Origin of the sequence: Brevibacterium atlanticum, assembly GCF_011617245.1 — a bacterium.
Classification (GTDB): domain Bacteria; phylum Actinomycetota; class Actinomycetes; order Actinomycetales; family Brevibacteriaceae; genus Brevibacterium; species Brevibacterium atlanticum.
Window position 1 is genome coordinate 2,146,094 of record NZ_CP050152.1, and the last position, 25,934, is coordinate 2,172,027.

Genomic DNA, 25,934 nt, shown 5'->3' on the forward strand with positions numbered 1-25,934 from the left:
GAAGAGTATGCCGATCGGCCCGCCACCCGCCGAGTCTGCACTGTGAGCGGATATGGAAGATGGCCCCCGGAACGTAATCCGGAGGCCATCCTCGTTGTGCGCGGAGGGGGACTTGAACCCCCACGCCCGATAAGTTGGGCACTAGCACCTCAAGCTAGCGCGTCTACCAATTCCGCCACCCGCGCTGGCAACAGAGATAACTCTACATGCGAGTTCCCGTCGCGCAAAATCGAAATCGGCAATTGTGACGCACTGCACTTTCAGTGCTGTTTCTCCAGGTATGCGACCTGCGAGAGCACGTGCGGCTTCCCCGACTTGAGGTCGAAGACCGCCGACCGTGATGCCTCATGGCGCTGCCCCTCGGTCAGGGCGTATCCGACCGTGCCCGGCAGCAGAATCGGCTTCGCGAACGACACATCCCAACGGTAGGCGTCCACGCGCGGATCCATCGCTGACAGTGCCCGGGAAGCGGTGTACATGCCGTGGGCGATCTGTCGGGGGAAGCCGAACCCTTTGGCCGCGAGGCCGTTGAGGTGGATCGGATTGTAGTCGCCTGAGACCTGCGCATACCGCTGACCGATGATCGGGTCGAGGCGCCACAGGGCAGTCGGCTGCGGAGCATCGAACTCCGCATGCGGGACCTGCGCCTTCGACTCGGCGCCGGGCAGCTTCCGGCCCTTGGCAAGGTACGTGGAGACCTCGCTCATCACCGGGCGGCCATCGACCTTCGCGTCGACGCGGACCTCGATCGTCGTGCCCTTCGTGTGCTCGAAGGGACCGGCGAGTTCGAGATGGTAGTCCACCACGTCGCCGAGGTGCACCCGAGCCAGTATGTCGACCCGGTTGTGGATGTGGACCATGCCCAGCATCGGCAGCGGCACCTCGGGATCGGCGAGGAGCTGCATGCTCAATGGGAACGCGAGGATGTGCAGGTATCCGGGATGGACGGTGTCACCGAGAGCCTGCCGGACCACATGGGCGAATCCCGCATAGGCGACCGGTTCGAGCGGAACGCTGCGATCGATGGATCGCTCCGGCAGCTCGGGGCTCGTCCGCGGACCGATGGGCAGGGTTTTGAGCAGGGCGCGGCCGTAGACCGGGAGCATCGACTCGGCCATCAGGCACCCACCATGTTCTGCCCGCACACACGCAGGGTCTCACCGTTGATGCCGCGGGCTCCGCTCGAGGCGAGGAACCCGATGGCCTCGGCCACGTCGACGGGCTGACCGCCCTGCTGCAGGCTGGAGAGTCGGCGCGCGACCTGGCGGGTCAGCGTCGGCATCTTCGCGGTCATGTCGGTTTCGATGAATCCGGGTGCGACGGCGTTGATCGATCCCTGACGTCTGGCGAATTCCTCCGCCGAGGCGGCCGTGAGTCCGATGACGCCGGCCTTCGAGGTCGCGTAGTTCGTCTGTCCGCGGTTGCCGGCGATGCCCGAGGTCGAGGCCAGCGACACGACCTGAGCGCCCTCGGCGAAGAGGCCTTTCTCCGCCAGGTGGGCGTTGATCATCGTCTGTGCGGCGATGTTGACCGCGATGACCGAGTCCCACCGGCCGGCGTCCATGTTCGCGAGCATCTTATCGCGTGTGATGCCGGCATTGTGGACGAGGATGTCAACGGGTCCCCCGACCGCCTCGGCGATCTTCTCTGCGGCATCGGCGGCGGTGATGTCGAGCTGAACGGACTTGCCGCCGATCTCGTTCGTCACCTGGGCCAGAGCCTGACCCGCCTGGGGCATGTCGACGCCGATGACGTAGGCGCCGTCGCGGGCGAGGTTGCGGGCGATCGCCGCACCGATTCCGCGGGCGGCACCCGTGACCACGGCCCGTCGGCCGGCCAGGGGTCCGTTCTCACCGGTGGACATGAAGGCGTCGAATCCGAGCCGCTCCCCCGCGCCGGAGGACACGGTGAGGAACTGGCCGGACACATATGCCGACTTGCCGGAGAGCAGGAACCACAGGGCAGCTGCCACCGAGGGGGCGGTGAGGTCGACGCCGTCGAGCAGGATGCCGTTGGCGGTGGCGCCGGCGCGCATCTCGTGGGCGACCGAACGGGTGAAGCCCGTGATGCCCTGCGCGGCGGCGGCGAGTTCGGGCGTCTGGTTCTTCGCATCCGGTGCGGTGGAGATGGTGATGACGCGACCGCAGGGGGCCAGTGAGCGCAGCGCCGCACCGGCTTCGAGGACGATCGGTGAGAGGTCGGCCGGGGACTTCGCGTCGTCGAGGACGGCGATGATCGCCCGCAGCTTCTCACCGGATTGGGCGTTGCGGCGCACCTCGAGCCCGTTCTCCAGCAGCAGGTCGGCGAGGTTCTGAGCGCCGGGGCCGCTGCCGAGGACGAGGACCGGCTTGTTCGTGTAGCTGGCCGGAGTGGAGCCGAAGCGGTTGAGTTCGACCGGCTGCGGCAGACCGAGGGTCTTCGCCACCTGCTTCAGCGGTCCGTTGACGAGGGAGAGATAGGTGTCTTTCATGCTGCCTCCACGATCGCGGTGAGTCCCTGGCCGCCTGCTGCGCAGATCGAGACCAGTGACCTCTTCTTGCCGGTTGTCTTGAGGTATTTGGCGGTGGTGGCGATGATGCGACCGCCGGTGGCCGCGAAGGGGTGACCGGCGGCGAGGCTCGAGCCCAGCGGGTTGAGCTTGTCGCGGTCGATGCTGCCCAGGGCCGAGTCGAGGCCGGCCTTCTCGCGGCAGAACTCCTCGGACTCCCACGCCGCCAGGTGCGAGAGCACGGTCGAGGCGAAGGCCTCATGGATTTCGAAGACATCGAAGTCATCGAAGGTCAGGCCGTTGCGGGCGAGCAGACGCGGCACAGCGTAGGCGGGAGCCATGAGCAGGCCCTCGGCGCCATCGACGAAGTCCACGGCGGCGGCTTCGGCGTCGACGAGGCGGGCCAGCGGGGTGAACCCGTGTTCGGCCGCCCAGTCCTCGCTGCCGAGCAGCACCGAGGAGGCACCATCGGTCAGCGGTGTCGAGTTGCCCGCGGTCATGGTCGCCTCGGCGGCCAGCCGCTTGCCGAACACCGGTGAGAGCTTGGCCAGGGACTCCACGCTCGAGTCGCCCCGCAGGTTGGTGTCCCGGCTGACGCCGAGGTAGGACGTGGTGAGATCGTCGAAGAACCCGGAGTCCCAGGCTGCGGCGAGGTTCCGGTGCGAGGCCACGGCGAGTTCGTCCTGTGCCTGGCGGGTGATGCCCCATTCGGCGGTGGTGATCGCCTGATGCTCGCCCATGCTCAGGCCGGTGCGCGGTTCACCCGTGCTCGGGGCCTGCGGGGCGAGGTAAGCGGGACGGATCTGCGCGGCGATCTTCGCCCGCTGGACCATCGTCTTCGCTCGGTTGAGCTCGAGGAGGATCTCTCGCATCGAATCGTCGATGACGATGGGAGCATCGGAGGTCGAGTCGACCCCCGAGGCGATGCCGGATTCGATCTGCCCGGCGTTGATCTTGTTGTTCAGGCTCACGACGGCTTCGAGTCCGGTGGCACAGGCCTGGCCGAGATCGAAGGCCGGAGTCGTCGGGGCCAGCGCGGAGCCGAGCACGGCTTCGCGGGTGAGGTTGAAGTCCTTCGAGTGCTTGAGGACCGCACCTCCGGAGACTTCGCCGATACGCTCCCCGGCCAGCCCGAAGCGAGCGGTGAGCCCGTCGATGGCCGAGGTGAGCATATCGAGATTCGTCGCCTTCGAGTACTGCTTGTTCGAGCGCGCAAAGGGAATGCGGTTGCCGCCGAGGATGACGGCTCGTTGACTGGGAGCGGACATGTGCACCTCCGAGAGTTGGATTTAACTGTTACCGACAGTACCTGATACTGTCGGTCTTATGAAATCGCTCACAGACGGACGCTCGACTCGGTGGCAGAAGCACCGGGATGAGCGTCGTCGCGAACTGCTGCGCACGGTCCGCCATGTCGTCGCCGAACATGGGGACGACCTGTCGATGGACCAGATCTCGGAGCTGTCGGGAACCTCGAAGTCCGTGCTCTACCGATACTTCACCGACCGTGCGGGACTGCAGGCGGCCATGGGTGAATGGGCCATGGGTGTCATCGTCCGCTCACTCGACGAGGCCACCTCGGCCGCGGCGAAGATGCGGACTGCAGGCACAGGGCGGCAGGCGGCAGGCGTCGACGGCGGAACGGCCAGAGCACGGGAATCACTGACATCGATGGTCCGCGCATTCGTCACCCTGGCTGCCACGTCGCCGCACGTCTACCGGTTCTGCGACACCGCTGTGAACCGATTCGCACCCCAACAGACCGGCGGTTTCTTCAACTCGATCGCTGAGCTCCTGGCCGACCGCCTGGACCTCGCCGACGATCGGGACCGCCTGTGGTCGGCCGGAGCCATCGGCTTCGTCCGCGCCGCGACCGAGGCCTGGCTCTCGAACCCCAGCCGTGCCGAGGAGTTCGCCACTGACATCAGCAACTGGCTGTGGGCATCATTGCCCGCCAATCTAGGAGTAGAACAATGAAGCTGTCTCTCAAACCTCAGGCCATCAACGATGTGCTCGACGGCCGCTGGGCCGAGGGCCGACGTCGGGGCCGCGAACTGGCCCTGGATTCCCGGACCCACGAGGATCCCGCCGATGACCTCGAGACCACTCGTGCGAAGACCCTCGTCGGTGTCGAACTCATGGCCGACTCCGGTCTGCCGCTCGTCAGCCTGCCGCCCGAGCTGGGCGGGAAGAACCAGCACGCCACCAACGTCGCGGGCTTCGAGGAGACGGTCACCGCCGCTCCCAGCCTGCAGATCAAGGCCGGAGTGCAGTTCGGCCTCTTCGGCGGAGCGATCCTCCACCTCGGCGATGCCGAACAGCACAAGAAATGGCTGATCGATGCGCAGACCGGCAGACTGCTGGGCTCGTTCGCGATGACGGAGATCGGACACGGATCGGATGTCGCCTCGGTGGCGACGACGGCGACCTATGATGTCGATGCGGAAGAGTTCGTCATCACCACTCCCTTCCGTGCCGCGACCAAGGAATACATCGGCAATGCGGCCCGGGATGCTCGTGCGGCTGTCGTGTTCGCCCAGCTCATCACCGCCGGGGTCAACCACGGGGTGCATGCCTTCTTCGTTCCCGTCCGTGATGAGGCCGGGGACCCGTTGCCGGGGATCTCGATCGAGGACGACGGCTTCAAGGGCGGCCTCAAGGGCGTCGACAACGGACGCCTCGCCTTCACCGACGTGCGCATCCCACGGACCAATCTGCTCAACCGGTATGGCGATGTCAGTGCCGACGGCACCTACTCCTCCCCCATCGACTCACCGGGACGCCGCTTCTTCACCATGCTCGGCACCCTGGTCCAGGGGCGTGTCTCCCTCGACGGCGCCGCGATCGTGGCATCGAAGATCGCTCTCGACATCGCCGTGCGCTACGGACTCGAGCGCAAGCAGTTCAACTCCGTCGATGCGATCGAAGAGACCACTCTGCTCAGCTACCAGCAGCACCAGCGTCGGCTGATGCCCGCTCTCGCCGCCGTCTATGCCTCGAACTTCGCTCATGACAAGCTGCTCGCCTCGTTCGAAGAGGTCTTCTCCGGTGCCGATGACTCCGAGGAGAACCGGGCCGTGCTCGAGACCCGTGCAGCGGCGTTCAAGGCAGATACGACCTGGATGGCGCTCGACGTCATCCAGGAATGCCGCGAGGCCTGCGGTGGCGCCGGCTTCATGGCCGAGAACCGACTGGTCGGACTGCGTGCCGATATGGACGTCTACGCCACCTTCGAAGGCGACAACACGGTCCTCCTCCAGCTGGCGGCCAAGCGCCTGCTCGGCGACTATGCGAAGGAATTCTCCAACCTCGACATCGGCGGCGTCGCCCGTTTCATCGGCACCCGCGCGGCCGAGCACAGCCTCTACCGCACCGGCCTGGCCAATGCCGGCACGGCGATCTCCGATGTCTTCAGCGGCAACCTCAGCGAGAAGCGGATCCGTTCCGGTCGTCTGCAGCGGACTCTGCTGGAGAACCGGGTCGAGTCCATGGTCGCCTCAGTGGCGCAGAACCTGCGTCCGGCGATGAAGATGTCTCAGGCCGATGCCGGTGAGCTGTTCAACTCCACTCAGCACGAACTCATCGAGATGGCTCGCGCCTATGTCGAGCTGGAGAAGTGGAAGGCTCTCGACGAGAAGATGAAGGAGCAGACCGACGCCGATCAGGCCAAGGTGTTCCGCCGCCTGCGTGACACCTACGGTCTCACGCTCATCGAGCGTCATCTGGGCTGGCATCTCATGTACGGGCGTCTGCCGATGTTCCGTGCCCGTCAGATCAACGACACGCTCAACCGTCTGTGCGCGAAGCTGGCCGCGAACGCCCTCGATCTCGTGGAGTCCTTCGGCTACGGCGACGAGCACCGTCGGGCCACCATCGCCACGGGTGTGGAAGGCAAGCGGCAGGCCGAGGCCGCGGACTACTTCCGCCGAGCCCGCGCTCAGGAAGACTTCCCCGTCGATGAGAAGCACCTGCGCAAGGCCGAGAAGGCTGCCGCCAAGGCAGCAGCGAAAGCAGCGGCCAAGGCCGGCAGCAGGTCCGGCAGCAAGGCCGGCGTGTAGTCACTCCTCCCCCGGCCGCGTCGGCGCTCGTCCATCCGAGCGCCGAGGCGTGGATACGAAGAATCCCCGCAGCGAACGGTCTGCGGGGATTCCTCGTGTTCGGGAGCACTCAGGCGGCGAGGAAGCCTGCGAGCACAGTCGAGATCTTGGTCGACTCGGTGAGGAATCCATCGTGGCCGACGGGAGAGTCGATGACTTCGTGACGGACCTTTCCCGGCAGCGCTTCGGCGAGGACCTCCAGCTGCTCGGGCGGGAACAGTCGATCCGAGGACACGGAGATCACGAGGTTGTCCGTACAGGCGTCGGCCAGCGCGGTGCGCAGGTCACTCGAGCGCCCGCGGCGCACATCGTGATCGCGCAGAGCGCGAGTGAGCACGAGGTAGCTGTGCGGGTCGAAGCGAGCGGTGAGCTTCTTCGCCTGATGGTCGAGGTAGGAGCTGACCTCGTAGTAGTTCTCCGAACGCATCCGACGTGAGAAGCGCTCGTTGAGATCGGCGTCGTTGCGGTAGGTCAGATGGGCGATCTGGCGCGCCAGGCCCAGTCCTTGGGACGGGAAGCGACCGACCGCGGAATAGTCCCCGGCATAGTAGTCGGGGTCGAGTTCGATCGCCCGCTCCTGCATCATCGCCCACGCGATCTGGTCGGCCTCGCAGAAGGCCGGTGCTGCGATGACGGCGCATTTGCGCACCTTCCGCTGGTCGAGCAGAGCGAATTCGAGTGCTCGTGCTCCACCCATGGATCCGCCGATGACCGCCGCCCAGGACTCGATGCCGAGGATCTGGGCGAGGTTGTGCTCCAGTCTCGCCATGTCTCGGATCGAGACCGCCGGGAAGCGTGAGCCGTAGGCCAGTCCGTCGTCGAAGGTCGACTGCGGCCCGGTCGTGCCCGAGCATCCGCCGAGCGAGTTCGCACACACCACGTAGTACTCGTTCGTGTCCACGGCTTCGCCGGGACCGACGACACCCGACCACCATTCGGTGACGTGGGTGTCGCCGGTGAGGGCGTGTTCGATGAGGATCGCATTGCTGCGATCCGCGTTGAGAGTGCCGAAGGTCTCATAGGCGATCTCAACTGTGCCGAACGTATGCCCGGAATCCGTGCCGAAGCCCAGAATCCGCTCGACGGAGGTGCTCTGGGTGGTCATCTCAGGCCGCGGTCTGCGCCTTCGCGGCAGCCGCTGCGAAGCCCTTGTCGAGGTCGGCGATGATGTCGTCGATGCCTTCGATGCCGACGGACAGGCGCACCAGCGCCGGGTTGACGCCGGCAGCCTTCTGGGCCTCTTCGTCGAGCTGCGCATGCGTGGTCGAGGCCGGGTGGATGACGAGCGAGCGGACGTCGCCGATGTTCGCCACCAGCGAGTGCAGCTCCAGGGCGTCGACGAACGCCACGGCTGCGTCGTAGCCGCCGGCGATGTCGAATGCGAGCACCGAGCCCACGCCGCCCGGCAGGTACTTCTTGGCCAGGCCGTTCCAGGGGCTGGATTCGAGGCCCGCATAGGCGACGCGGTCGACCTGGTCGTGGCCTTCGAGGTAGACAGCGACCTTGGTGGCGTTCTCGACGTGGCGTTCGATGCGCAGGCTCAGGGTTTCGATGCCCTGGGCGAGCAGGAAGGCGCTGTGCGGGCTGAGCGAAGGTCCGATGTCGCGCAGGCCCTGCACGCGGGCCTTGAGTCCGTAGGACACGTTCGCACCGAAAGGTCCGTCGGCGCCGAGGTCGCGGGCGAAGACGAGGCCGTTGTAGGTGACATCGGGTTCGTTGAAGCCGGGGAACTTCTCCGGCTGTGCGCCGTAGTCGAAGTTGCCGCTGTCGACGATGACGCCGGCGACGGAGTTGCCGTGTCCGCCGAGGTACTTCGTGGCCGAGTGGACGACGACGTCGGCGCCGTGCTCGATGGGACGCACGAGGTAGGGGCTGGCCAGGGTGTTGTCGACGATCAGCGGGACACCGGCCTCGTGGGCGATCGCGGCGATCGCTTCGATATCGAGGATGTCCGAACGCGGGTTCGACACGACCTCGCCGAAGACGAGTTTGGTGTTGTCCTGGATCGCGTTCTTCCACGCTTCGTGGTCATCGACGTCGACGAAGGTGGTGTCGATGCCGAGCTTGCGCAGCGTGACGTCGAAGAGGTTGACGGTTCCGCCGTAGAGGCTGGAGCTGGCCACGATGTGGTCTCCGGCTCCGGCGATGTTCGTGATGGCCAGGAAGGCCGCGGACTGGCCTGAGGCGGTGAGGACTGCGTGGACTCCGCCTTCCAGGTCGGCGATGCGGTTCTCCACGACCTCGTTCGTGGGGTTCGTCAGTCGGCTGTAGACGGGGCCGACGTCGGTCAGCGCGAAGCGGCTGGCCGCATGCGCGGCGTCGTTGAATACGAACGAGGTGGTCTGGTGAATGGGCAGGGCGCGCGATCCGGTGTTCGGATCGGGAACCTGTCCGGCATGGATCTGGCGGGTTTCGAATGCCTGGGTCATGATCTCTCCTTCGTGGGTGCCTCGGCGGAGGCGGTGCGGATCGGTGGTGGTGACGTGTCTACTGTCATCGACTTCGCTTCGCGGTGAGGGCGGATGTGTCATGTGGCTGTCATCGTCCGTCATGTTTCGTCATACCCCTGTGCGCGGTCGTCGTCTGGGACCTGCGGGTCAGCGAAAGTTCCGTGCCTTCGTCGGCAGCTGCACCTCGAGCGGGATGAGTTTGTGCGCGTAGAGGCTCACGACCTCTCCCCCGCGCTGGATGAGCCCGGTGACGACGAGGAAGTTCCGCGAGGTCGCGACCGTCCGGAAGCGTTTCATCAGCCCGGCCGTGGCGACGACGTTGAGCATCCCGAACTCGTCCTCCAAGTTGATGAAGGTGATCCCCGAGGCGGTCGCCGGGCGCTGCCGGTGGGTGACGATCGCAGCCACGCTCATCCGGGTTCCGTCCGCGGCGGCCGCGGCATCCGCAGTTGAGGAGTATCCGCGGGCGATGAGCTGATCGCGCAGGATCTCCGTGGGATAGCCGTCGACGGTGATCCCGGTGGAGAAGAGTTCGGCCAGGGTCGTATCGAAGGCGTCCATGCTCGGCAGGCTCGGTGCCGAGTCCACCGAGGCGGTGCCCGGCAGCAGTCCCGGATGGGCGCCGGCGACTCCCCCGGCCAGCCACAGCGCCTGCCGGCGGTCGAGGTCGAATCCGGACAGGGCCCCGGCCGTGGCCAGGGATTCCAGAGCCTGCTTGCCGATGCCGGTGCGTTCGGCCAGATCCGCCACCGAGGTGAAGGGAGCGATCGCGCGCTCACGGACGATCACCTCGGCGAAGGTGCCGACGTGGGCGACCGATTCGAGTCCCAGACGTATCCCCAGCTCCCCCGCCGAGGCGGCCGCGCCGTCGGCGTCCCCGACCGAAGCGACCGTGCCCGCTCCCGTGGCGGCGGTGCTGTGCCCCTGTTCCCCGGCACCGACCCTCTCGAGGTCCGTCTCCGCCTGCGACCAGCGGATGTCGACCGGCAGAATCGGCACACCATGGCGGCGGGCATCGGTGATGAGCGACTGCGGGGAGTAGAAGCCCATCGGCTGGCTGCGCAGCAGACCGGCGGTGAAGGCCGCATGGTGGTGGAGTTTGAACCAGGCGGACTGGTAGACGAGGTTCGCGAAGCTGATGGCGTGCGATTCGGGGAACCCGTAGTTCGCGAAGGCCGCGATGGTCGCGAAGATCGCCTCGGCGGTGTCCTCGTCGACCCCGCGGGCAAGGGCGCCCGTACGGAATCTCTCCGCGAGTTCGGCCATCCGCCTCTCCGAGCGGCGTGAGCCCATGGCCTGCCGCAGACGGTCGGCATCGGCCCCCGTGAAGCCGCCAACGTCGATGGCCATCTGCATCAGCTGCTCCTGGAACAGCGGCACCCCGCAGGTCTTGGCCAGGGACTTCTCCAACAGCGGATGGAGGTATTCGACCGTATCGAGGCCCTGTCTCCTGCGGATGTAGGGGTGGACGGAGCCGCCCTGGATGGGGCCGGGGCGGATGAGCGCGACCTGCACGGCGAGATCGTAGAAGGTCCGCGGACGCAGCCTGGGCAGGGTCGCGAGCTGGGCGCGGGATTCGACCTGGAAGACGCCGACGGCATCGGCACGGCAGAGCATGTCGTACACGTCCTCGTCCTCATCGTCGATCTCCGCCCGATCGATGAGTTCCCCGGTGTGGCGATAGACGAGTCCGACCATCTCGTGCAGGGCGGTGAGCATGCCCAAGCCGAGCAGGTCGAACTTCACCAGCTCCATGGCCTCGCAGTCGTCCTTGTCCCACTGCACCACGGTGCGGTGGCCCATCGTCGCCTTCTCGATCGGCACCACCTCCCCGATGGGTCGGTCGGCCAGGATCATCCCGCCGGAGTGGATGCCCAGATGCCGGGGCGAGCCGAGCAGGTCACCGGCGACGGTGAGGACGGGGGCGGGCACCGGGGAGTCCTCGGCGTCGGGCAGACTGGCCCACCGGTTACTCGACTTCGAGAATGCGTCCTGCTGTCCGGGAGCGTAGCCGAGGCTGAACGCGGCATCGCGGATCGCCGACTTCGCGCGGTAGGTGATGACATTGGCCACCTGAGCCGCCCGGTCGCGGCCGAAGTGGTCGTAGACGTACTGGATGACCTCTTCGCGGCGACCTGATTCGATGTCGATGTCGATGTCCGGGTACCCCTTGCGGTCCGGGGACAGGAACCGGTCGAAGAGCAGCCCGTGCTTGACCGCGTCGACGGCGGTGATGCCGAGGACGAAGCAGACCGCGGAGTTCGCCGCCGAGCCCCGGCCCTGGCAGAAGATTCCCATATTGCGGCAGAATTCGGTGATGTCGAAGACGATGAGGAAGTAGCCGCAGAAGCCCAGCTGGGCGATCATGTCCATCTCCCGGTCCAGCTGCTCCCACGCTCTGGGGTGCTCGGTGCGGGGTCCGTAGCGCTGCCGTCCGCGTTCGGCGATGAGACCGCGCAGATAGGCCTCCCCGTCGCCGTCATCGGGCATCGGCGCCTTCGGCAGATCGGGGCGGGCCGAGCCGAGGACGAAGGAGCATTCCCGCCCGATCCGCACCGCGTTCTCCAGCGCCTGACGGGGGAACCGTGCGAGCATCTCCTCACCGGTGTGGATCCGTGCATTCGCCGTCGCCGGCAGCCATCCGGACAGTTCGTCCAGCGACAGCCGGGATCGCACCGAGGCCCGCACCTGCGCAGACTTCCAGCGGGCGCGGGTGGCGAAGTGGACGGTGTTGCTGGCCATGATCGGCAGACGGGTGCGCTCCGCCAGATCGCCGAGGTGGCGCAGCCGCTCATCATCATCGGGGGTTCCATCCCGGCTGAGTTCGACGGCGATCCGGTCGCGCCCGAACAGGGCGACGAGACTGCGCAGAGCACCCAGACCGCCGTCGGGATCGGTCAGGGCGCGCCGCAGCGGTCCCTTGCGGCAGCCGGTGAGGATCATCCAGTCCCCGTCCATGGCCGCCAGCTCTTCGAGGTCGAAGACCGGACGGTTCTTCTCTCCGCGCAGATTCGCCTCGGTGATGGCTTGGGAGAGGCGGTGATAGCCGTCGACGCTGCGGGCGAGGACGAGCAGGTGGGTGGCATCGGGGTCGGTCTGGCCGGGGATCTTCTCGCTCAGCCCCACGGACAGTTCGGATCCGAACACGGTGGGCAGGCCCACCTCGGCGGCGGCATGGGCGAAGCGGACCGCACCGTAGAGGCCATTGTGATCGGTCAGCGCCAGAGAGGTCAGCCCGGCGGCCGCACCGGCGGCCACGAGCTCCTCGGGATCGGAGGCACCGTCGAGGAAGCTGAACTGGGAGTGCACGTGCAGCTCCGCCCAGTCCACGCTCGCTCGCCGCAGCAGCGGTCCCCGCTTCGCGCCCGCGCCGTCGACGGATGTGCCGTGGTAGCGGTCGCGTCCGTCGGGACCGCGTGGGCCGACCGAGACCTGGTAGCGGTCCGGGCGGGAGAACGCCGGGGCATCGGAACCGTCGGCATGCTTGTCGACGGGACGGTCTGCCCCTGGCTGGCCTGGGACCCCCTTTCCTTCGAGCCGACGGGCCAGCTTCGACCAGGGTGTGCGCGGATTCGAGAATCCCATCGGCGTCTCCTCCTCTCAACGGTGCGTATCACGTCAACGGTGCGTGTCTGGTGCACTCGGGTCAGCGGTAGCGGCCGGTGAGGTACCACTGGCCGTGTTCCTTGCTCAGCAGGAGGGCTCTGCCCTGCTCGGTCACGACCTGCAGGCGGGTTCGGTAGACGGTCCGCCCGGGGTCCCACCATCCCGATTCGATGGGCCAGGATCCGGAATAGTCGGTGATGGCTTCGGTCTGTCCCGTGGGGAATCTGATCGTCGCCGGTGCGGTGTCCAATCCTGAGGGTCGGGCCTCCACCGGAGAGCCGTCGGCGGCGAGCACGTCGATAGCCGAATGTTCGACGGTGGTCGGCCTCGGTGCGTGCAGGGCGCCGGGCCAGGGAGCCTGGGGGCTGCGGGCGGGTGCGGCGGTCTGCTGCCACGGGGTCCACAGGTTCGTCTCGGCCGGGTCCCATCCGCCTTGGATGCCGGGGACCAGGACTGCGTCGGGGCCGAAGAGTCCCTGCAGGCGTTCGAGGGTGTGGGTGATCTGCCCGGTGTTCTCGTCGAACAGACTCCGCGTGGCACCGATCGGAGTCGTCAGCTCCGCTGCGATGAGTCGCAGCGCGATGATGCCGTCCTCGGAGAAGTCCTCGGCGTCGGGTGCCGGATCTGCGGCACCGCGCGGGGATCCCTGTCCGGCACTCGCTCCGGCCAGCCAGCCCTCGGCCTGCCACCGCAGCCGGTCGGCGATCGCGTTCTCCTGCATGTCCTCGATCCGCCAGGTCCGGGAGGAGGACTGCCCGCCCGCGGCGTCGAGTTCGATCGTGATCTGGGTGCAGACGAGTCCCTGTCTGCGCACCTTGGCCAGCAGTTCCCTCCCGAGCTGTCGGGCGAGGAATCCGAGGGTGTCGCTGCGGGTCGTGGGAGCTTCGAGGCCGAGTTCGACCTCAAGCCGCTCTGCGCGGATGTGGTCGGCCGGCGGTGCCCCCGCCCGACCGCAGGCCAGGTCGTGGACATGCCGGCCGAAGGCACCGAAACGTGAGTTCACGTCCTTGGCTTCGAGCCGGGCGAGGTCGCCGAGGGTGCGCAGACCCAGCTGCAGGAAGACCTCGATGAGCGCGGTCGCCTCGGTGCCGGCGTATTCCAACGTCGTGATCGGCTGAGCGGCGAGGAAGTCCACAGTCTGTCCGGGTTCGACCCGGCGGGCCTGACCGGAGGCGAGGACCGCGGCGAAGACAGTGTCGGCGATGCCGGGGAAGAACTCCCATCCGGTCTCGGCCACGAGGGCGGAGACGAGGGCCTCGACGGCGCTGGGCTCATCGGGGTAGCCGTGCCGGAGGGAGTCGAGCGGGATCGCCAGGGTTCCCGGGCTGAGCAGGGTGAAGCGCGCAACGAGGTCTTCGAGGGCTCCGACTCCAGCGCTGAAGCGACGGTTGTCCACGTCTTCGTCCCAGGTCACGACATGGGCTTCGGGGCACCGGTATCCCACGGCTCGTTTGTTGTTGCCGAGGGCGACACCGGCGGTGCGGGCGGGCGAATTGGCGGCGATGACCTTGCCGCCGTGGAGGACCGCGACCGGATGGCCGGGGCCGATCTCGTGTTCGGCCGCGGCGGCCACGGCCGGCCAGTCGGGCACGGTGAGCACGAGAGTGCGCCGCGGTTCATCCGACATGACCGATCACCTGCCGCAGATGCGTGATCGTCGCCCACCGCGGGTCCTGCGAGTCCTGTGGATCCTGCGGGTCCGCAGGGGTGTCTTCCGCAGAGACGTCCGGCGCTCCGGACTGGCTTCCGCCGGTCAGGACCTCCAGCGTCCCTGCCGGGACCTCGGCGGGGGTTCCGGTCGGGCCGGGCAGCAGGAAGCGGTGGGTTCCCGTCTGCGACCGGGCGCGGACGAGGCAGGCCCGCAGACGCCCGCGGCCACGCTCGGCACCCGACCAATGGGCGTCCGTGATCTCGATCTGCTCGGTGCTGCCGGACAGAGGCCGGAGGCTGATGAGGCTCATGCGCCGTTCGCGGATCTTCGCCAGCAGCCGGGCACGCTCCTTTGCACTCGGAGCGAAGCCGGGGTCGACGAGGATGATGTCGAAGGATTCGATGAGGATCGAGGCCACGCGCAGCCAGTCCTCCCCAGGAGTGGCGAGATTGACGAAGTGGTCGAGGTCGACGCCGAGGTCGGCGATCGAGGACACCGCGGGCTCACCGAGACCGATGCCCGCACACCATTTCTGCTCCCGAGTCGCTGCGGCGATCGTCGCCAGTGCACAGCTGAGAGACAGTTCTCCGGTGACGGTGACGAGTTCGCCCCGAGGCAGGCCGCCGCGGCGAAACAACGGAGAGAGCACGGGATCCACCGGGTGAGGTGGGATCCTGTCCAACAGCGCCGTGGCCGTGGAGATCCCCATCTCCCGGCTGAGCTGCTGAACGACTGGTGCGGCTGACATGACATCCATTATCGAACTGGTGTTCTAAATTGGCAAGATTCAGGCAACCGCATTGCTCGCCCGGGCGTGTCCCATTCGGCTTCGAACATCCAGGCGATGCAGAGCCCCAGGTCACAGCCATAGCCACCGCCGGCGGCGCCCGGATCGGCCAATTCATCATTGCGCATGACTCCCCTTTCCTTGACCATTCGGCGCTCCGGTTCCGCAGCCCTCATGACCGCCGACCGGACCTTCACTCTAGAACTCGCCGCTGACACGAGGATTCCACCGATGATGAACTCAGGTCATTCACTGTTTCAGAAATTCGATTCTGTTTCGTTTCTGCTGGCAGAAGCCGTATCACTGCCCAAGGCCAGCGCCGCCCGCTCCCCGCGAGGCGCTGACGTCAGTGCGCCCGGGTAGGGTGACGTCATGACTGACGGCACGAACGCCACCGCAGACCCTGACTCCCCTGGCAGATCAGCCCGCGAGGCCCCGACGCGGGAGTCCTATGATGCGATCGCGACGATGTACACCGACTGGATCGCCGACGAGCTCACCGCCAAGCCGCATGACCGTGCAGTGCTCGGGGCCTACTCCGAGCTCGTGCTCGCCACCGGCTCCTCCGACGTCCTCGACATCGGCTGCGGACCCGGACGCATCACCTCGTTCCTCGCGGCCCTCGGACTCACACCGAGTGGCCTCGACCTCTCCCCTGCCATGATCGAACTCGCCCGCGGCCTCTATCCGAGCCTTGACTTCGCTGTCGGGACGATGACCGCCCTGCCCTATGCCGATGACACGTTCTCCGGCCTCGTCGCCTGGTACTCGATCATCCACATCCCCGATGAGGAGCTCTCGACCGCTTTCGCCGAGGCGGCTCGCGTCCTCCGCCCGGGCGGCTGGTTCCAGTTGGCGTTCCAGCTCGGCGACCGAGTCGATCACTTCTCCGATCTCGCCGGCTTCGACGTCGACCTCGACTTCCACCGACGGTCGATCGACGAGGTGCTCACCGCTCTCGAGCCCCACGGGTTCACCCCCGCCACCCGTCTCGAACGCGAACCCGACCGATCCGGACGCTACCCCGAGGCGACCCGCCAGGGATATCTCCTCGTCCGCAGAACAGAGCGATGAAGAAGTCGACCGCACCAGCCGACTCGTCGCGGCGAAAGTGCGACCGCACTGTCTGACCGGTGCACCATGAGGTGAGAAGATGAGGGGGATATGAACATCGACATCGTCTTCCACACTCCCGAGATCCCCGGCAACACCGGCAATGCCATCCGGCTCGCCGCGGTCACCGGCGCCCACCTCCACCTCGTCGAACCGCTCGGCTTCGACCTCACCGATGCGAAGCTGCGCCGGGCCGGTCTCGACTATCACGACCTCGCCCACGTCACCGTCCATCCCTCGATCACCGAACTGTGGGACCACCTCGGTGATCGTCGGGTGATCGCGTTCAGCACACATACGACCGATTCCTTCGCCGAGGTGGACTACCGAGACGGGGACGTCCTCCTGTTCGGACGGGAGTCGACAGGACTGCCCGATGAGGTCGTCAACGATGAGCACGTGGACATGACGGTGCGCATCCCCATGCTGCCGGCACGACGTTCGCTCAACCTCGCGAACTCGGCGTCGATCGCCCTCTACGAAGCCTGGCGGCAGCACGGATACGCGGGGGCCTGAACCGCGTAGAATTCTTCGCGTCAGCTTTACCCGAAAGGACCACCATGACCGCCAAAGTGCTCACCGTCGCCGGCTCCGATGTCTCCGGAGGCGCGGGGTTGGAAGCCGATCTGAAGATGTTCGAGGAGTACGGTGCCTTCGGCACCGCCGTCGTCACCTGCATCGTCACGTTCGACCCGAACGACAGCTTCACCCATGTCGTCGAATTCATCGACCCCGAGGTCGTCAATCGCCAGCTCGAGTCGACGCTGGCCGTGCACAGGTTCGACACCATCAAATCCGGCATGCTCGGATCCGTCGAATCGGCGCTGGTCCTGGCCGAGGAACTCAAGTCCAACGAGCTGCCCTATGTCTTCGACCCCGTGCTCGTGTGCAAGGGGGTCGGCACCATGGTCGACCTCAAGGATCTCTTCGTCGAGAACCTCGTGCCCCTGGCCACCGTCATCACTCCGAATCTCGAAGAGGCCGCGACACTGGCCGATCTCGCCCCCATCGACTCCGTCGAGGGCATGATCGAGGCGGCGACGATCATCCGTTCCCAGGGCGCACAGAACGTCGTCGTCAAGGGCGGCGCCCGACTGGCCGGCGAGGACGCCGTCGACGTCCTCTTCGACGGTGAGACTGTGACGACGCTGCGCTCGCGCAAGGTCAACGACAAGCTCGTCAACGGAGCGGGATGTTCGTTCGCGTCGTCGATCGCCGCCGGCATCGCCACCGGCCTCGACATCCGCGACGCGGTCATCACCGCGAAGGAGAAGGTCGCCCACGGAATCGCGAACTGCCTCGACAATGCCACCGGTGTCGCCTCACTGCTGCACCCGGCCGCCCGGACCCAGCCTTCTCCCGAGGTCAGGGTGAACGTGGACTGAGCTCCGCTGTGTTCGTCTGCGTCCCTGCGGGGACGCAGACACCCCTGTTCGAGGAACGCTCACGGTACGCAGACAGCGAACTGCCCCGCACACCTTGTGGTGTGCGGGGCAGTTCGTATGAAACTGTGTGGAACGCCTGTGGGATCAGCGCTTGCCGAAGCCCTTGTAGCGGTCCTTGAACTTCTCCACGCGGCCGGCGGAGTCGAGGATGCGCTGCTTGCCCGTGTAGAACGGGTGCGAAGCGGACGAGATCTCGACGTCGATCACGGGGTAGGTGTTGCCGTCTTCCCACTCGATGGTCTTGTCGCTCTTAGCCGTGGAGCGGGTGAGGAACTTGGTGCCGGAGGCCAGATCGTTGAACACGATCGGCGCGTATTCCGGGTGGATGTCCTTCTTCATATTCTTACCTCTGCTGAATTCTTTCAGGCGCCTGGTATGGGTCGGCCCATCCGCCAGTGCCCGAATTCGTCTGCTGGACACGCTCCGAACCGTAGGAACCGGACACGAAGCGACAGTCCAGTGTAACCGATGGGCGCAGGCAAAGCGATTCGACACCTATCTCCTAGACTGTGGCCATGACCACAAAGGAACGCATCTCCACTCAGTTCACCCTCCAGCCGGCCGCAGAGGCTCCCGAGCTCCTCGCCGAGGCCACCGCGCAGGCTCTGCCGACGGTCACCGGCGAAGTCGAGGTCTTCGCGATCGACCCGCAGATCGCGGACACCGCTGCCCTGCTCGACGCGGCCGATCTGCCGCCGGCCACCTCGGCGAACTGCGTGCTCGTCGCCGGTTCGCGGTCCGGTGAGGAGCGGATCGCGGCGTGCATGGTGCTCGCGAACACCCGAGCCGACGTCAACAAACGAGTGAAGAAGCTCCTCGACGTCCGCAAGGCGTCCTTCCTGCCCCTCGAACGCGCGGTCACCGAATCCGGAATGGAGTACGGCGGAATCGGTCCGATCGGCCTGCCCGAGAACTACCGGGTGCTCATCGACTCCCGCGTCGCCGAAGCCAAGGAGCTCATCATCGGCTCCGGCATCCGCGGTTCGAAGCTGCTGCTCTCCGGTTCCGCTCTCGCGTCTCTTCCCGGCGCCGAGGTGGTCGAGGGGCTCGCAAACGACATCGACTGAGTCAGTCGATGTCGCCGAGGTGAAGAGCCGGGGCGACACGTGCCGACCCGATTCCCCGATTCGACTTCCCCAGCCGGAATCGCACATGGGATTTGAGGATCGTTCCCGAGCCGACCATTCCAGCGCTGAGACCGTCGCCGACGAAGAGAGTGAACGTCCACGAATCGTTGAGCTCGGTATCCGGCAGGGCCGCTGTTCCTGCTTGAAGGACACGCGCTCCCCATAATTGCCGGGTCATGGTCGTGCGGATGTCGGTATCGGTGACAGTGCATTCGGCAGGATCACGGGCGATGATGTCATCGAAGCTGCCCAGTGAGATCCCGTATATGCCGACACACGTGAGGAACACCGAGGCGGACGTTCCCACGGCGACGCTGTCGACACCAGCGCCGAGGCGGTCGTCGACGACATCGTCGAGCAGGTCGTTGCGCTGCGCCGAGCGCAGTGACTGCGGCAGTCGACCGCGCACGTCGAGAACCGACGGGCTCGGTACGATGAGAAGTCCGAGTTCCGCCTGTTCCGCGAAGCGGTGCCCCGCCATCCAGGCTGCCAGCTCCTGTCCTCTCTCCTCAGCACTTCGCCACCACGCATGGCTCTGCGATCTCAGATATGACAGGGCGCGGCCGCCGAAGTCCGCCGGGACGTCGAGAGCATTCAGCGCATCGGAGAGGCGGAACCATCCACTGGCCTCGAGCCGGGCCAGTTCTTGTGCGCGTTCGATGATCGTCATCCCTTGATCCGATCACGTTGTCTCGATCGATTGGGCCAGCCCGGCCCGCTCGATGACGAAGTCGATGAGCGAGGCGTAGAGGTTGGGGACGACGTCATCGTCCAAGGGAATGGTGGCCTCGATCTGTCCCTGTTCCTCGGCAACGAAGAGCGCCGGATCGTTGCAGTCGGCGTAGCCGATGGTGCGCAGTCCCCGGCTCGAGGCCGCTCCGGCCCACCCGTGGTCGGCGACGACGAGATCCGGAGTGCTGCCTCCGCGGGCGGCGATATCGTCGAGAAGGGCATGCATGGGTTCGGCCAGGTGCGTGTGCGGGCTGCCGCCGTGCAGGTGCCAGGTCCAGACATTGTTGATCTGCCGGACGTCGCCTCCGATCTCGGGCACGGGAATGAGATGGTCGCCGCTGTCGATGACTGCGCCGGCAGCCTTCGCGGCCGCAGCGATGGCCATGTGCACGGGCAGCAGACCCGCGGGGTGGCCGGTGGCGAAGAGGATCCGACCCCCGGCACGGCTGACGTCGCCGACGGCCTCGGCGAGCTTCTCCAGGGCCGCAATGCACTGATCGGTGGAGATCGTGTCGACGCCTTCGACGAACTCGGGATCGGGGCGCAGACCGGCCCGGTCGACCATGAGTGCGAATACGGATTCATAGTCCCAATCGCGGGTCAGCTCGACGCCGAAGTCGAACTGCCGTTCTTGGGCGAGGAACCGGTGGATGTGGGAGAGGTTGTTCTCCCGTGGGGTGGCTACCTCACCGGTGATCCGTCCGGCTTCCAGGACATGGGCTAACGTGCTGCGGTCCACTGATCTCCTTATTCGGAACTCTTCGAGCCCAGTCGGCTCAGCTCAACTCTATACACCTGGGGCCGACGAACCAGTCAGCAAGCTTCACTCCAACTCACTCCGAGACGGTCGTGAGCATCCGAATGATCAAGGAGGTCATCAGGTCCTTCTCTGAAGGATCACTCATGGCAACCAGGAGTGTCAGTGCGGCAAGAGCGTTACTGTCGATTGCGGAAGCCTTCTTGGCGAACCTGTAAGAAATCCTTACATGTTGCTTTCTCGTCCAACTCCCCTTCCGAGAATACGTTTCTCAGATGCATCGCGATATTCTCGCGGGAGGTCTCGAAGAGCTCAGCGATCTGCTGTTGGGTCAGCCAAACTGTCTCGCCAGTGAGACGTACTTCAATCGATGTCGTTTCGTCGTTCGAACTGAAGAGCTCAATTCTGTCCATGACACAACACCAGAGGGCGGGACTGACATAGCCCGCCTTCTGCCTCGACAAGGAAACCCTCCCTGTGACGGTGAGCAGCACTTCAGCGGCATACATACGGGTCTCCGTCGCCCCTCTGACCAGTTGCCTGTCGATTTCGGTGCGTGAGAACCAGCCGCTGCAGCGCGACGAAGAGCTCGAGGCACCCAATCTGTCGCTGGACCACGATCACGGCCGAATCGATCGTCGGCCTCGAGGTCATGACCCCCTCACCCCTCCTGCAGGGCGAAGCAGGTCACCGCCGAGGCGGCTGCGACGTTGAGGGAGTCGACTCCCCCGCTCATCGGGATCATCACGGTCGAATCGCATGCGGCGATCGTCGATCGGTGCAGGCCGTCGCCCTCGGTGCCGAAGACGACTGCGGTCCGTTCCGGGGCCGATGCGGCGAAGTCGCGCAGGGCCGCCGAATCCTCCTCGAGCGCGAGGGCCGCGACGTGGAAACCGGCTTCCTGCAGGGTGCTGATGCCGCCGGGCCACGCGTCGATGCGGGTCCACGGCACTTGGAACACCGTGCCCATGGACACGCGGATCGATCGCCGGTAGAGCGGGTCGGCACACCGCGGTGTCACGAGCACGGCGTCGACGCCGAAGGCCGCAGCCGAGCGGAAGATCGCCCCGACGTTCGTCGGGTGTTCCAAAATACGCGCTCTGCCGGCGGAGGAGGGCTGGCTATCGGAGGGACCCATGTGACGTGCGAATTCTGGCGATTTGTTCACTTTGCATACCACTATCGTCGCAGGCTGCTCGCTCCCGAACCAACCACGAAGCGCACTTCGGAGATCTTCTCTGCCCAGGCCGGGAGGAGCAGCGATGACCTGCGCCGCGTGTTCCACCGCTGCGACCCTGCGGAACACTGCGCTACGACAAGTCGCCCATGTCGCTGCACGCGCTGATGGACCGTCTCGCCGACTGCGGGCTCGACCGTCCCAACCGAGATCGCACGCCATTATCCCTGTGCGTTTTGAGCGTTTGATGGCGTAGAATAAGGACATGGCTGGAGCAATCACGCATGACAAGGCATCGCAGCTGCGCGATGCGGTGGACGAGGCGCTACGCGCCGCGCCGGAGGTCACGGACAGCGCCCGCGCGGCGTTCGCCCGGCTGGTCGACGTGCTCGAGTCCAGCGACGACGCGGTCGTGTTCCCGGCCGAGGCGACGATCTCCACGAGCCAGGCGGCCGCACTGCTCGGCGTCAGTCGAATGACCGTGGTGCGGTTGGTCGACCGTGGCGAGATGCGAGCGGAGACCAGCGCCGTGCACCGGCGGATCCCGGTGGCAGAGCTGGCTCGTTACCAGGCGGTTACCCAGACGCGGAGGCGCTCGGCGATGGCCAAGCTCGCCGGCGACATTACCGAGGACACACCCGCCGACCGGGTGATCGAGACCCGGTGAGCGACGCACCAGCGGGGAACATCCGAGTCGCCGTCCTCGATGCGTGCGCACTGGTGCCGATCAGACTGGCGACAACGTTGCTGTGGCTATCCGAAGCGGGGATCTTCGAACTGCTCTGGTCGGACCAGATCCTCGATGAGGTTCAACGCAACCTCCCGAAGCTCGGCATCAGCGGGGAGAAGGCCGCCCACCGCGTGCGCACGATGCGTGATGCCTTCGGCGAAGCCGCACTCGTCGACGACTTCGAGCATCTGATCGCGGACATGACCTGTGACCCTAAGGACCGCCACGTGCTCGCCGCCGCCGTGCGTGCGGAAGCCGACACGCTCGTGACGTTCAACCTCAAGGACTTCCCGCCGGATTCGACGAGCGGCTTGCAGGTCGATGCCCTCCACCCGGACACGTTCCTGACCGGCCTGCTCGCCGAGGACCCCGTCGGGGTCGTCGAGGCCCTGCGCCGGGGCAGCGCCGACCTGAGGAACCCAGCGCAGACGGCCACGGACTTCCTCGCATCACTGACCGGAACGGTGCCGATCTTCGCCAACCTGGCCGCCGATCAAATCCGCTCCCGCGACGAGAGTCCCGACGAGCCCACCTCGCCGATCACGGCGCTAGTCAGCGCCGACCAGGACGAGGCCGTGGCCGCGTTCGGTGAGGCCGGAGACCTGACCGACCCCGCGCAGGTCGCGCTCCAGTGGTGGACCGTGCTCGATGAAGAACCCGACGTGGCGCGCGGGCTCACCTTCGTGCCCCGAGCGTGGGGCGACTACCAGTGGGCCATCGACATGCTCGCCGACAAGTCGCTCGCGTCAAGAGTGATCCGCGCCGTCGACGAACCAGACCGTATCGCGTTCATGCGCTTCATCCCCGAAGTCGCCGCCACCGCGCAGGCGTTCGCCGCCTACGCGACGACAGTCACTTTTCTCATCCTTGTCAGGCTCGACGACCGTACGTGGCGGGTGTGGGGCCTCGGCCCGGCGCTCCTGGCCGCCAAGGACATCGTCGGCGACGCATAGATCAGGGGATGGCGCTGTCGTCGGGCTCGTGCACGAAACGCTAAACGTCGCCGACCGACGATTGTCGGTCTTTCGCAGTTCTGGGGATGACCTTCGGCCCGTCCGAGCCCAATTTCGCCGTCAATGGGCAGCCGTCGAGAGCCAGATTCTCCTCGTTTACGATGTCAGCGTCACGTTCACACTTAAGGGTGGTGACACGGTGCACGGTGAAGGACCTGGTAATGCATGAGGCTGTGATGTTACCTCCAGCGACAAGGGGAAATGCTGCGGTCGCCACAAGTGCATGAGACCCAGGCTTGGGGTCGGAGCCAGCGGAATCGAGAAGGTTCAGGAGCAGGAAAGACTCTGCTCGACTACCCTTCGGCATCATCAAGTGTTTCGTCATGTCGTTCCCAGACGACGCATCTCGGGGGACACGGTTTCAAACTTCGATCTCCAGCCAAGAGCCGGGACCAAGTTCCGTCTCGTTCAGAAGATGTCTGCGAGACGCACCGCTGCAGGCCGCATGGGGCGGTGGAGAAAGCCCCTGACCGCGCGGTCTTATCGACGTCGCGCCCGTCCCGGAATCAGCCTGGCGGAGTTGAGGATGAACGCGGTCTCACTGCCGACGTGGATGAACGCCGCCGCCACCGGGGAGAGCAGCCCGACGGCGGCCAGGGTCATGCCGGCGAGGTCGACGGCGATGGTGCCGACGAAGTTGAACATCACGATCCGGCGGGCACGGCGGGCGACGTGCACGGTGCGGACCAGGTCGTCGAGGTCGGAGCTGATGAGCACGACGTCGGAGGACTCCCGGGCGATGTCGGTGCCCGAGCCCATGGCGACGCCAACCTGGGCGCGGGCCAGTGCCGGGGCGTCGTTGACGCCGTCGCCGACCATCGCGAGCCTGCGGCCGGCGGCTCGCTCGGCGTCGATCGCGGCGAGCTTCTCGTCCGGCAGCAGCCCGGCCCGCACGTCGTCGATACCCAGCTCAGCGGCGACGGCCTGGGCGGTCGCCTCCTGGTCGCCGGTGATCATCATCGTCCGCAGGCCGCGGCGGCGCAGCTCGGCCACGGCGGCCTGCGCGCTCTCGCGGAGGGTGTCGGCCAGCAGTACCGTGCCCGCATAGCTGCCGTCGATGCCGACGTGGACGGCGGTGGCGGTGCCCTGGCCTTCGACCGCCTCCGGGGCGTCGGGGACCAGGGCGCGGTTGCCGGCCGCGACAGCCTTGCCGGCGACCTTGGCGGTGACCCCGCGGCCGGGCAGGTAGACGAAATCGTCGCACGGGCCGATTGGGAGGCCCTGGGCGCGGGCGTGGTCGACGACGGCCTGCCCGAGGGGGTGCTCGGAGTAGGACTCTGCCGCGGCGGCGAGCACCAGCAGGCCGGCCTGGTCGGTGCCGTCAGCGGTCCGGACGTCGACGACGGCGGGTGCGCCGGTGGTCAGCGTCCCAGTCTTGTCAAAGACCACGGTGTCGACCGTCGAGAGCGCCTCGAGGTGCGCGCCGGACTTGACGAAGGCCCCGGACCGGGCGATCCGCGCGATCGCGGCCAGCACGGCCAGCGGCGTGCCGGCGGCGATGCCGCAGGCACCAGCGACGACGACGACCGAAATGGTTGAGGTCAGGTCACGGGTGACCAGGAAGGTGATCGCCGCGCCGATCAGGGCGAGGTAGACCAGCCAGGCCGCCAGCCGGTCCGCCAGCCGCTGCACCGGCGGCTCGCTCGACTGGGCCTCCTTGACTGCTTCGATGATCCGGCCGAAGGAGGAGTCGGTGCCGACCCGCTCGGCCCGGACCTCGACCGCGCCGACCTGGTTGATCGACCCGGCGAAGACCTCGTCGCCGACCGTGACGTCGACCGGCAGCGGCTCGCCGGTGATCCGCGACTGGTCCGCCGTCGACTGGCCCGCGATCACGGTGCCGTCGACCGGGATCCGGCCGCCCGGCACGACCACGACGGTGTCCCCCTCGGTCACCTCGGCCAGGGACACCTCGGCGGTGCCGTCGCTCCGGCGGACCTGCACGGTCTCGGGCAGGAACGACATCAGATCGGTTAGGGCATCTCGTCCGCGGTCCATGGAGAGGTCCTCGAGGATCTCCGCGGCGAGGACGAACGCGGTGATCACCAGAGAGGTGGTCCACTCCCCGATCGCGGCCGCCGCGACAATGGCGATGAGCATGGAGGCCTCCATGCTCATCCGCCGGTGCCGGATGTCCTCGAACGCCTCCCGGGCGATCGGCCAGCAGCCCACCACGATCCCGACCACCGCCACGATCGGGACCGCCGGCCATGGCCAGGTCAACCCGAGGGCGACCGCGACCGCGCAGGCGGCCACGAACAGCGTCCGGGCCAGGTCGGCCCGGTCGATGCGCCGCCACAGGCTCGCACCCGACGGTCCTGCGGCTGGCGCGTCGACCGCCTCGAGTTCGGTCTTGCCGATCAACGCCCGGCCTCTTGCGAATCAGTGTCGGCGGTGATGGTCCCGTCGGTCGCCATGTGATGGGCCGGGGCGGAGTTGACGACGTGCTGGGCCTGGAACACCGCGTGCGCGACGAGCTCGCGGGCATGCTCGTCGATGAGGCTGTAGAACGCGCGATTGGCCTCTTGGCGGGCGGCGACGATCTTGCCCCACCGCAGCTTCGCCAGGTGCTGGGAGACCACCGTCGGCGACTTGCCCACCTCTTCGGCCAGCTCGCTCACCGACTTCTCCGACTCGCGCAGCGCCAGGACAATCCGCACCCGAGTCGCGTCGGAGAGCAGTGTAAACACCTCGGCGGCGAAATCGGCGTACTGGCTGTCCGGGCTCAACGTGCACTTCTTCGTATCTTCACTCATGCTTA

At 66.6% G+C, this 25,934-nt stretch carries 22 protein-coding genes, 1 tRNA gene and 1 pseudogene; 8 read left to right on the top strand and 16 right to left on the bottom strand.

Going from position 1 to position 25,934, the window contains the following annotated elements; all coding sequences use genetic code 11:
• Window positions 1–97: 97 nt before the first annotated feature.
• The 4 genes from GUY23_RS09610 to GUY23_RS09625 form a co-directional block, all read right to left on the bottom strand.
• A tRNA-Leu gene (locus GUY23_RS09610) sits at window positions 98–185 on the bottom strand.
• Between the two features lie 75 nt (window positions 186–260).
• Window positions 261–1,118, bottom strand: a complete 858-nt coding sequence (locus GUY23_RS09615; protein WP_228282186.1) for a MaoC family dehydratase — start codon at window positions 1,116–1,118, stop codon at window positions 261–263.
• Complete coding sequence (locus tag GUY23_RS09620) at window positions 1,118–2,470, bottom strand: 3-oxoacyl-ACP reductase (protein ID WP_166971794.1); 1,353 nt, start codon at window positions 2,468–2,470, stop codon at window positions 1,118–1,120. Before GUY23_RS09620 ends, GUY23_RS09615 begins: the two co-directional genes overlap by 1 nt.
• On the bottom strand, window positions 2,467–3,756 hold the full coding sequence (locus GUY23_RS09625) for an acetyl-CoA C-acetyltransferase (RefSeq protein ID WP_166971797.1): 1,290 nt from the start codon (window positions 3,754–3,756) through the stop codon (window positions 2,467–2,469). The genes GUY23_RS09620 and GUY23_RS09625 overlap by 4 nt, the downstream gene beginning before the upstream one ends.
• A gap of 58 nt (window positions 3,757–3,814) precedes the next feature.
• Between GUY23_RS09625 and GUY23_RS09630 the strand changes: the two genes are divergently transcribed.
• Both GUY23_RS09630 and GUY23_RS09635 read left to right on the top strand, forming a co-directional pair.
• On the top strand, window positions 3,815–4,465 hold the full coding sequence (locus tag GUY23_RS09630) for a TetR/AcrR family transcriptional regulator (RefSeq protein ID WP_166971799.1): 651 nt from the start codon (window positions 3,815–3,817) through the stop codon (window positions 4,463–4,465).
• The gene (locus GUY23_RS09635) at window positions 4,462–6,546 is read left to right on the top strand and encodes an acyl-CoA dehydrogenase family protein (protein ID WP_166971801.1); all 2,085 of its coding nucleotides are present in this window, start codon (window positions 4,462–4,464) and stop codon (window positions 6,544–6,546) included. The genes GUY23_RS09630 and GUY23_RS09635 overlap by 4 nt, the downstream gene beginning before the upstream one ends.
• A 109-nt stretch (window positions 6,547–6,655) precedes the next feature.
• Here the strand turns inward: GUY23_RS09635 and metX are convergent, their stop codons facing one another.
• The 5 genes from metX to GUY23_RS09660 all read right to left on the bottom strand — a co-directional run bounded on the left by metX (window position 6,656) and on the right by GUY23_RS09660 (window position 15,040).
• Window positions 6,656–7,690, bottom strand: a complete 1,035-nt coding sequence (gene metX, locus GUY23_RS09640; RefSeq protein WP_166971803.1) for a homoserine O-acetyltransferase MetX — start codon at window positions 7,688–7,690, stop codon at window positions 6,656–6,658.
• 1 nt (window position 7,691) lies between these two features.
• Window positions 7,692–9,014, bottom strand: coding sequence for an O-acetylhomoserine aminocarboxypropyltransferase/cysteine synthase family protein (locus tag GUY23_RS09645; RefSeq protein ID WP_166971805.1), 1,323 nt, complete (start codon window positions 9,012–9,014; stop codon window positions 7,692–7,694).
• A gap of 168 nt (window positions 9,015–9,182) precedes the next feature.
• Window positions 9,183–12,620, bottom strand: coding sequence for an error-prone DNA polymerase (locus GUY23_RS09650; RefSeq protein ID WP_166971807.1), 3,438 nt, complete (start codon window positions 12,618–12,620; stop codon window positions 9,183–9,185).
• A 61-nt stretch (window positions 12,621–12,681) separates the two neighbouring features.
• Complete coding sequence (locus GUY23_RS09655; RefSeq protein WP_166971809.1) at window positions 12,682–14,268, bottom strand: DNA polymerase Y family protein; 1,587 nt, start codon at window positions 14,266–14,268, stop codon at window positions 12,682–12,684.
• A complete protein-coding gene (locus tag GUY23_RS09660; RefSeq protein WP_228282188.1) occupies window positions 14,258–15,040 on the bottom strand; it encodes a DNA recombination/repair protein RecA in 783 nt (260 codons plus the stop codon). Before GUY23_RS09660 ends, GUY23_RS09655 begins: the two co-directional genes overlap by 11 nt.
• Before the next feature lie 411 nt (window positions 15,041–15,451).
• Here GUY23_RS09660 and GUY23_RS09665 point away from each other — a divergent pair, with 411 nt between their 5' ends.
• The 3 genes from GUY23_RS09665 to GUY23_RS09675 all read left to right on the top strand — a co-directional run bounded on the left by GUY23_RS09665 (window position 15,452) and on the right by GUY23_RS09675 (window position 17,577).
• Window positions 15,452–16,153 carry a class I SAM-dependent methyltransferase gene (locus tag GUY23_RS09665; RefSeq protein WP_166971811.1) on the top strand — a complete coding sequence of 234 codons (702 nt, stop codon included), beginning with the start codon at window positions 15,452–15,454 and terminating at the stop codon, window positions 16,151–16,153.
• Window positions 16,154–16,243: 90 nt separating this feature from the next.
• A complete protein-coding gene (locus tag GUY23_RS09670; protein ID WP_166971813.1) occupies window positions 16,244–16,708 on the top strand; it encodes a tRNA (cytidine(34)-2'-O)-methyltransferase in 465 nt (154 codons plus the stop codon).
• A 44-nt stretch (window positions 16,709–16,752) separates the two neighbouring features.
• Window positions 16,753–17,577 (top strand): PfkB family carbohydrate kinase, encoded by an 825-nt coding sequence (locus tag GUY23_RS09675; protein ID WP_166971815.1) that lies wholly within the window; start codon window positions 16,753–16,755, stop codon window positions 17,575–17,577.
• A gap of 144 nt (window positions 17,578–17,721) precedes the next feature.
• Here GUY23_RS09675 and GUY23_RS09680 read toward each other — a convergent pair whose 3' ends face one another.
• Window positions 17,722–17,976 (bottom strand): type B 50S ribosomal protein L31, encoded by a 255-nt coding sequence (locus tag GUY23_RS09680; protein WP_009375892.1) that lies wholly within the window; start codon window positions 17,974–17,976, stop codon window positions 17,722–17,724.
• A 176-nt stretch (window positions 17,977–18,152) separates the two neighbouring features.
• Between GUY23_RS09680 and GUY23_RS09685 the strand changes: the two genes are divergently transcribed.
• A complete protein-coding gene (locus tag GUY23_RS09685; RefSeq protein ID WP_166971817.1) occupies window positions 18,153–18,704 on the top strand; it encodes a YbaK/EbsC family protein in 552 nt (183 codons plus the stop codon).
• 1 nt (window position 18,705) lies between these two features.
• Here the strand turns inward: GUY23_RS09685 and GUY23_RS09690 are convergent, their stop codons facing one another.
• From GUY23_RS09690 to GUY23_RS09705, 4 genes and pseudogenes are all read right to left on the bottom strand, one after another.
• Complete coding sequence (locus GUY23_RS09690; protein ID WP_166971819.1) at window positions 18,706–19,434, bottom strand: hypothetical protein; 729 nt, start codon at window positions 19,432–19,434, stop codon at window positions 18,706–18,708.
• A gap of 12 nt (window positions 19,435–19,446) precedes the next feature.
• Window positions 19,447–20,235 (bottom strand): phosphatase, encoded by a 789-nt coding sequence (locus GUY23_RS09695; RefSeq protein ID WP_166971821.1) that lies wholly within the window; start codon window positions 20,233–20,235, stop codon window positions 19,447–19,449.
• Between the two features lie 197 nt (window positions 20,236–20,432).
• On the bottom strand, window positions 20,433–20,762 hold the full coding sequence (locus tag GUY23_RS09700) for a hypothetical protein (RefSeq protein WP_208085305.1): 330 nt from the start codon (window positions 20,760–20,762) through the stop codon (window positions 20,433–20,435).
• Window positions 20,763–20,914: 152 nt separating this feature from the next.
• Window positions 20,915–21,346: pseudogene (locus GUY23_RS09705) on the bottom strand (TrmH family RNA methyltransferase); the annotation flags it as partial.
• Between the two features lie 349 nt (window positions 21,347–21,695).
• Here GUY23_RS09705 and GUY23_RS09710 point away from each other — a divergent pair.
• Together GUY23_RS09710 and GUY23_RS09715 are read left to right on the top strand one after the other, a co-directional pair.
• Complete coding sequence (locus GUY23_RS09710; protein ID WP_166971825.1) at window positions 21,696–22,097, top strand: excisionase family DNA-binding protein; 402 nt, start codon at window positions 21,696–21,698, stop codon at window positions 22,095–22,097.
• Window positions 22,094–23,113, top strand: a complete 1,020-nt coding sequence (locus tag GUY23_RS09715; protein ID WP_166971827.1) for a PIN domain-containing protein — start codon at window positions 22,094–22,096, stop codon at window positions 23,111–23,113. Before GUY23_RS09710 ends, GUY23_RS09715 begins: the two co-directional genes overlap by 4 nt.
• A 540-nt stretch (window positions 23,114–23,653) precedes the next feature.
• On the opposite strand, the gene GUY23_RS09720 is transcribed toward GUY23_RS09715, so the two are convergent.
• Window positions 23,654–25,537: a heavy metal translocating P-type ATPase gene (locus tag GUY23_RS09720; protein ID WP_208085307.1), complete on the bottom strand. Its 1,884-nt coding sequence runs from the start codon at window positions 25,535–25,537 to the stop codon at window positions 23,654–23,656.
• Window positions 25,534–25,929, bottom strand: coding sequence for an ArsR/SmtB family transcription factor (locus GUY23_RS09725; protein WP_166971829.1), 396 nt, complete (start codon window positions 25,927–25,929; stop codon window positions 25,534–25,536). The genes GUY23_RS09720 and GUY23_RS09725 overlap by 4 nt, the downstream gene beginning before the upstream one ends.
• Window positions 25,930–25,934 lie beyond the last annotated feature (5 nt).

Coding starts and splice junctions, on each gene's coding strand:
- GUY23_RS09660 (WP_228282188.1), bottom strand. CDS start 15,040: ATGTCAGCCGCACCAGTCGTTCAGCAGCTCAGCCGGGAGATGGGGATC.
- GUY23_RS09655 (WP_166971809.1), bottom strand. CDS start 14,268: ATGTCGGATGAACCGCGGCGCACTCTCGTGCTCACCGTGCCCGACTGG.
- GUY23_RS09630 (WP_166971799.1), top strand. CDS start 3,815: ATGAAATCGCTCACAGACGGACGCTCGACTCGGTGGCAGAAGCACCGG.
- GUY23_RS09685 (WP_166971817.1), top strand. CDS start 18,153: ATGACCACAAAGGAACGCATCTCCACTCAGTTCACCCTCCAGCCGGCC.
- GUY23_RS09680 (WP_009375892.1), bottom strand. CDS start 17,976: ATGAAGAAGGACATCCACCCGGAATACGCGCCGATCGTGTTCAACGAT.
- GUY23_RS09650 (WP_166971807.1), bottom strand. CDS start 12,620: ATGGGATTCTCGAATCCGCGCACACCCTGGTCGAAGCTGGCCCGTCGG.
- GUY23_RS09615 (WP_228282186.1), bottom strand. CDS start 1,118: ATGGCCGAGTCGATGCTCCCGGTCTACGGCCGCGCCCTGCTCAAAACC.
- GUY23_RS09645 (WP_166971805.1), bottom strand. CDS start 9,014: ATGACCCAGGCATTCGAAACCCGCCAGATCCATGCCGGACAGGTTCCC.
- GUY23_RS09725 (WP_166971829.1), bottom strand. CDS start 25,929: ATGAGTGAAGATACGAAGAAGTGCACGTTGAGCCCGGACAGCCAGTAC.
- GUY23_RS09670 (WP_166971813.1), top strand. CDS start 16,244: ATGAACATCGACATCGTCTTCCACACTCCCGAGATCCCCGGCAACACC.
- GUY23_RS09620 (WP_166971794.1), bottom strand. CDS start 2,470: ATGAAAGACACCTATCTCTCCCTCGTCAACGGACCGCTGAAGCAGGTG.
- GUY23_RS09690 (WP_166971819.1), bottom strand. CDS start 19,434: ATGACGATCATCGAACGCGCACAAGAACTGGCCCGGCTCGAGGCCAGT.
- GUY23_RS09710 (WP_166971825.1), top strand. CDS start 21,696: ATGGCTGGAGCAATCACGCATGACAAGGCATCGCAGCTGCGCGATGCG.
- GUY23_RS09675 (WP_166971815.1), top strand. CDS start 16,753: ATGACCGCCAAAGTGCTCACCGTCGCCGGCTCCGATGTCTCCGGAGGC.
- metX (WP_166971803.1), bottom strand. CDS start 7,690: ATGACCACCCAGAGCACCTCCGTCGAGCGGATTCTGGGCTTCGGCACG.
- GUY23_RS09625 (WP_166971797.1), bottom strand. CDS start 3,756: ATGTCCGCTCCCAGTCAACGAGCCGTCATCCTCGGCGGCAACCGCATT.
- GUY23_RS09635 (WP_166971801.1), top strand. CDS start 4,462: ATGAAGCTGTCTCTCAAACCTCAGGCCATCAACGATGTGCTCGACGGC.
- GUY23_RS09700 (WP_208085305.1), bottom strand. CDS start 20,762: ATGTATGCCGCTGAAGTGCTGCTCACCGTCACAGGGAGGGTTTCCTTG.
- GUY23_RS09665 (WP_166971811.1), top strand. CDS start 15,452: ATGACTGACGGCACGAACGCCACCGCAGACCCTGACTCCCCTGGCAGA.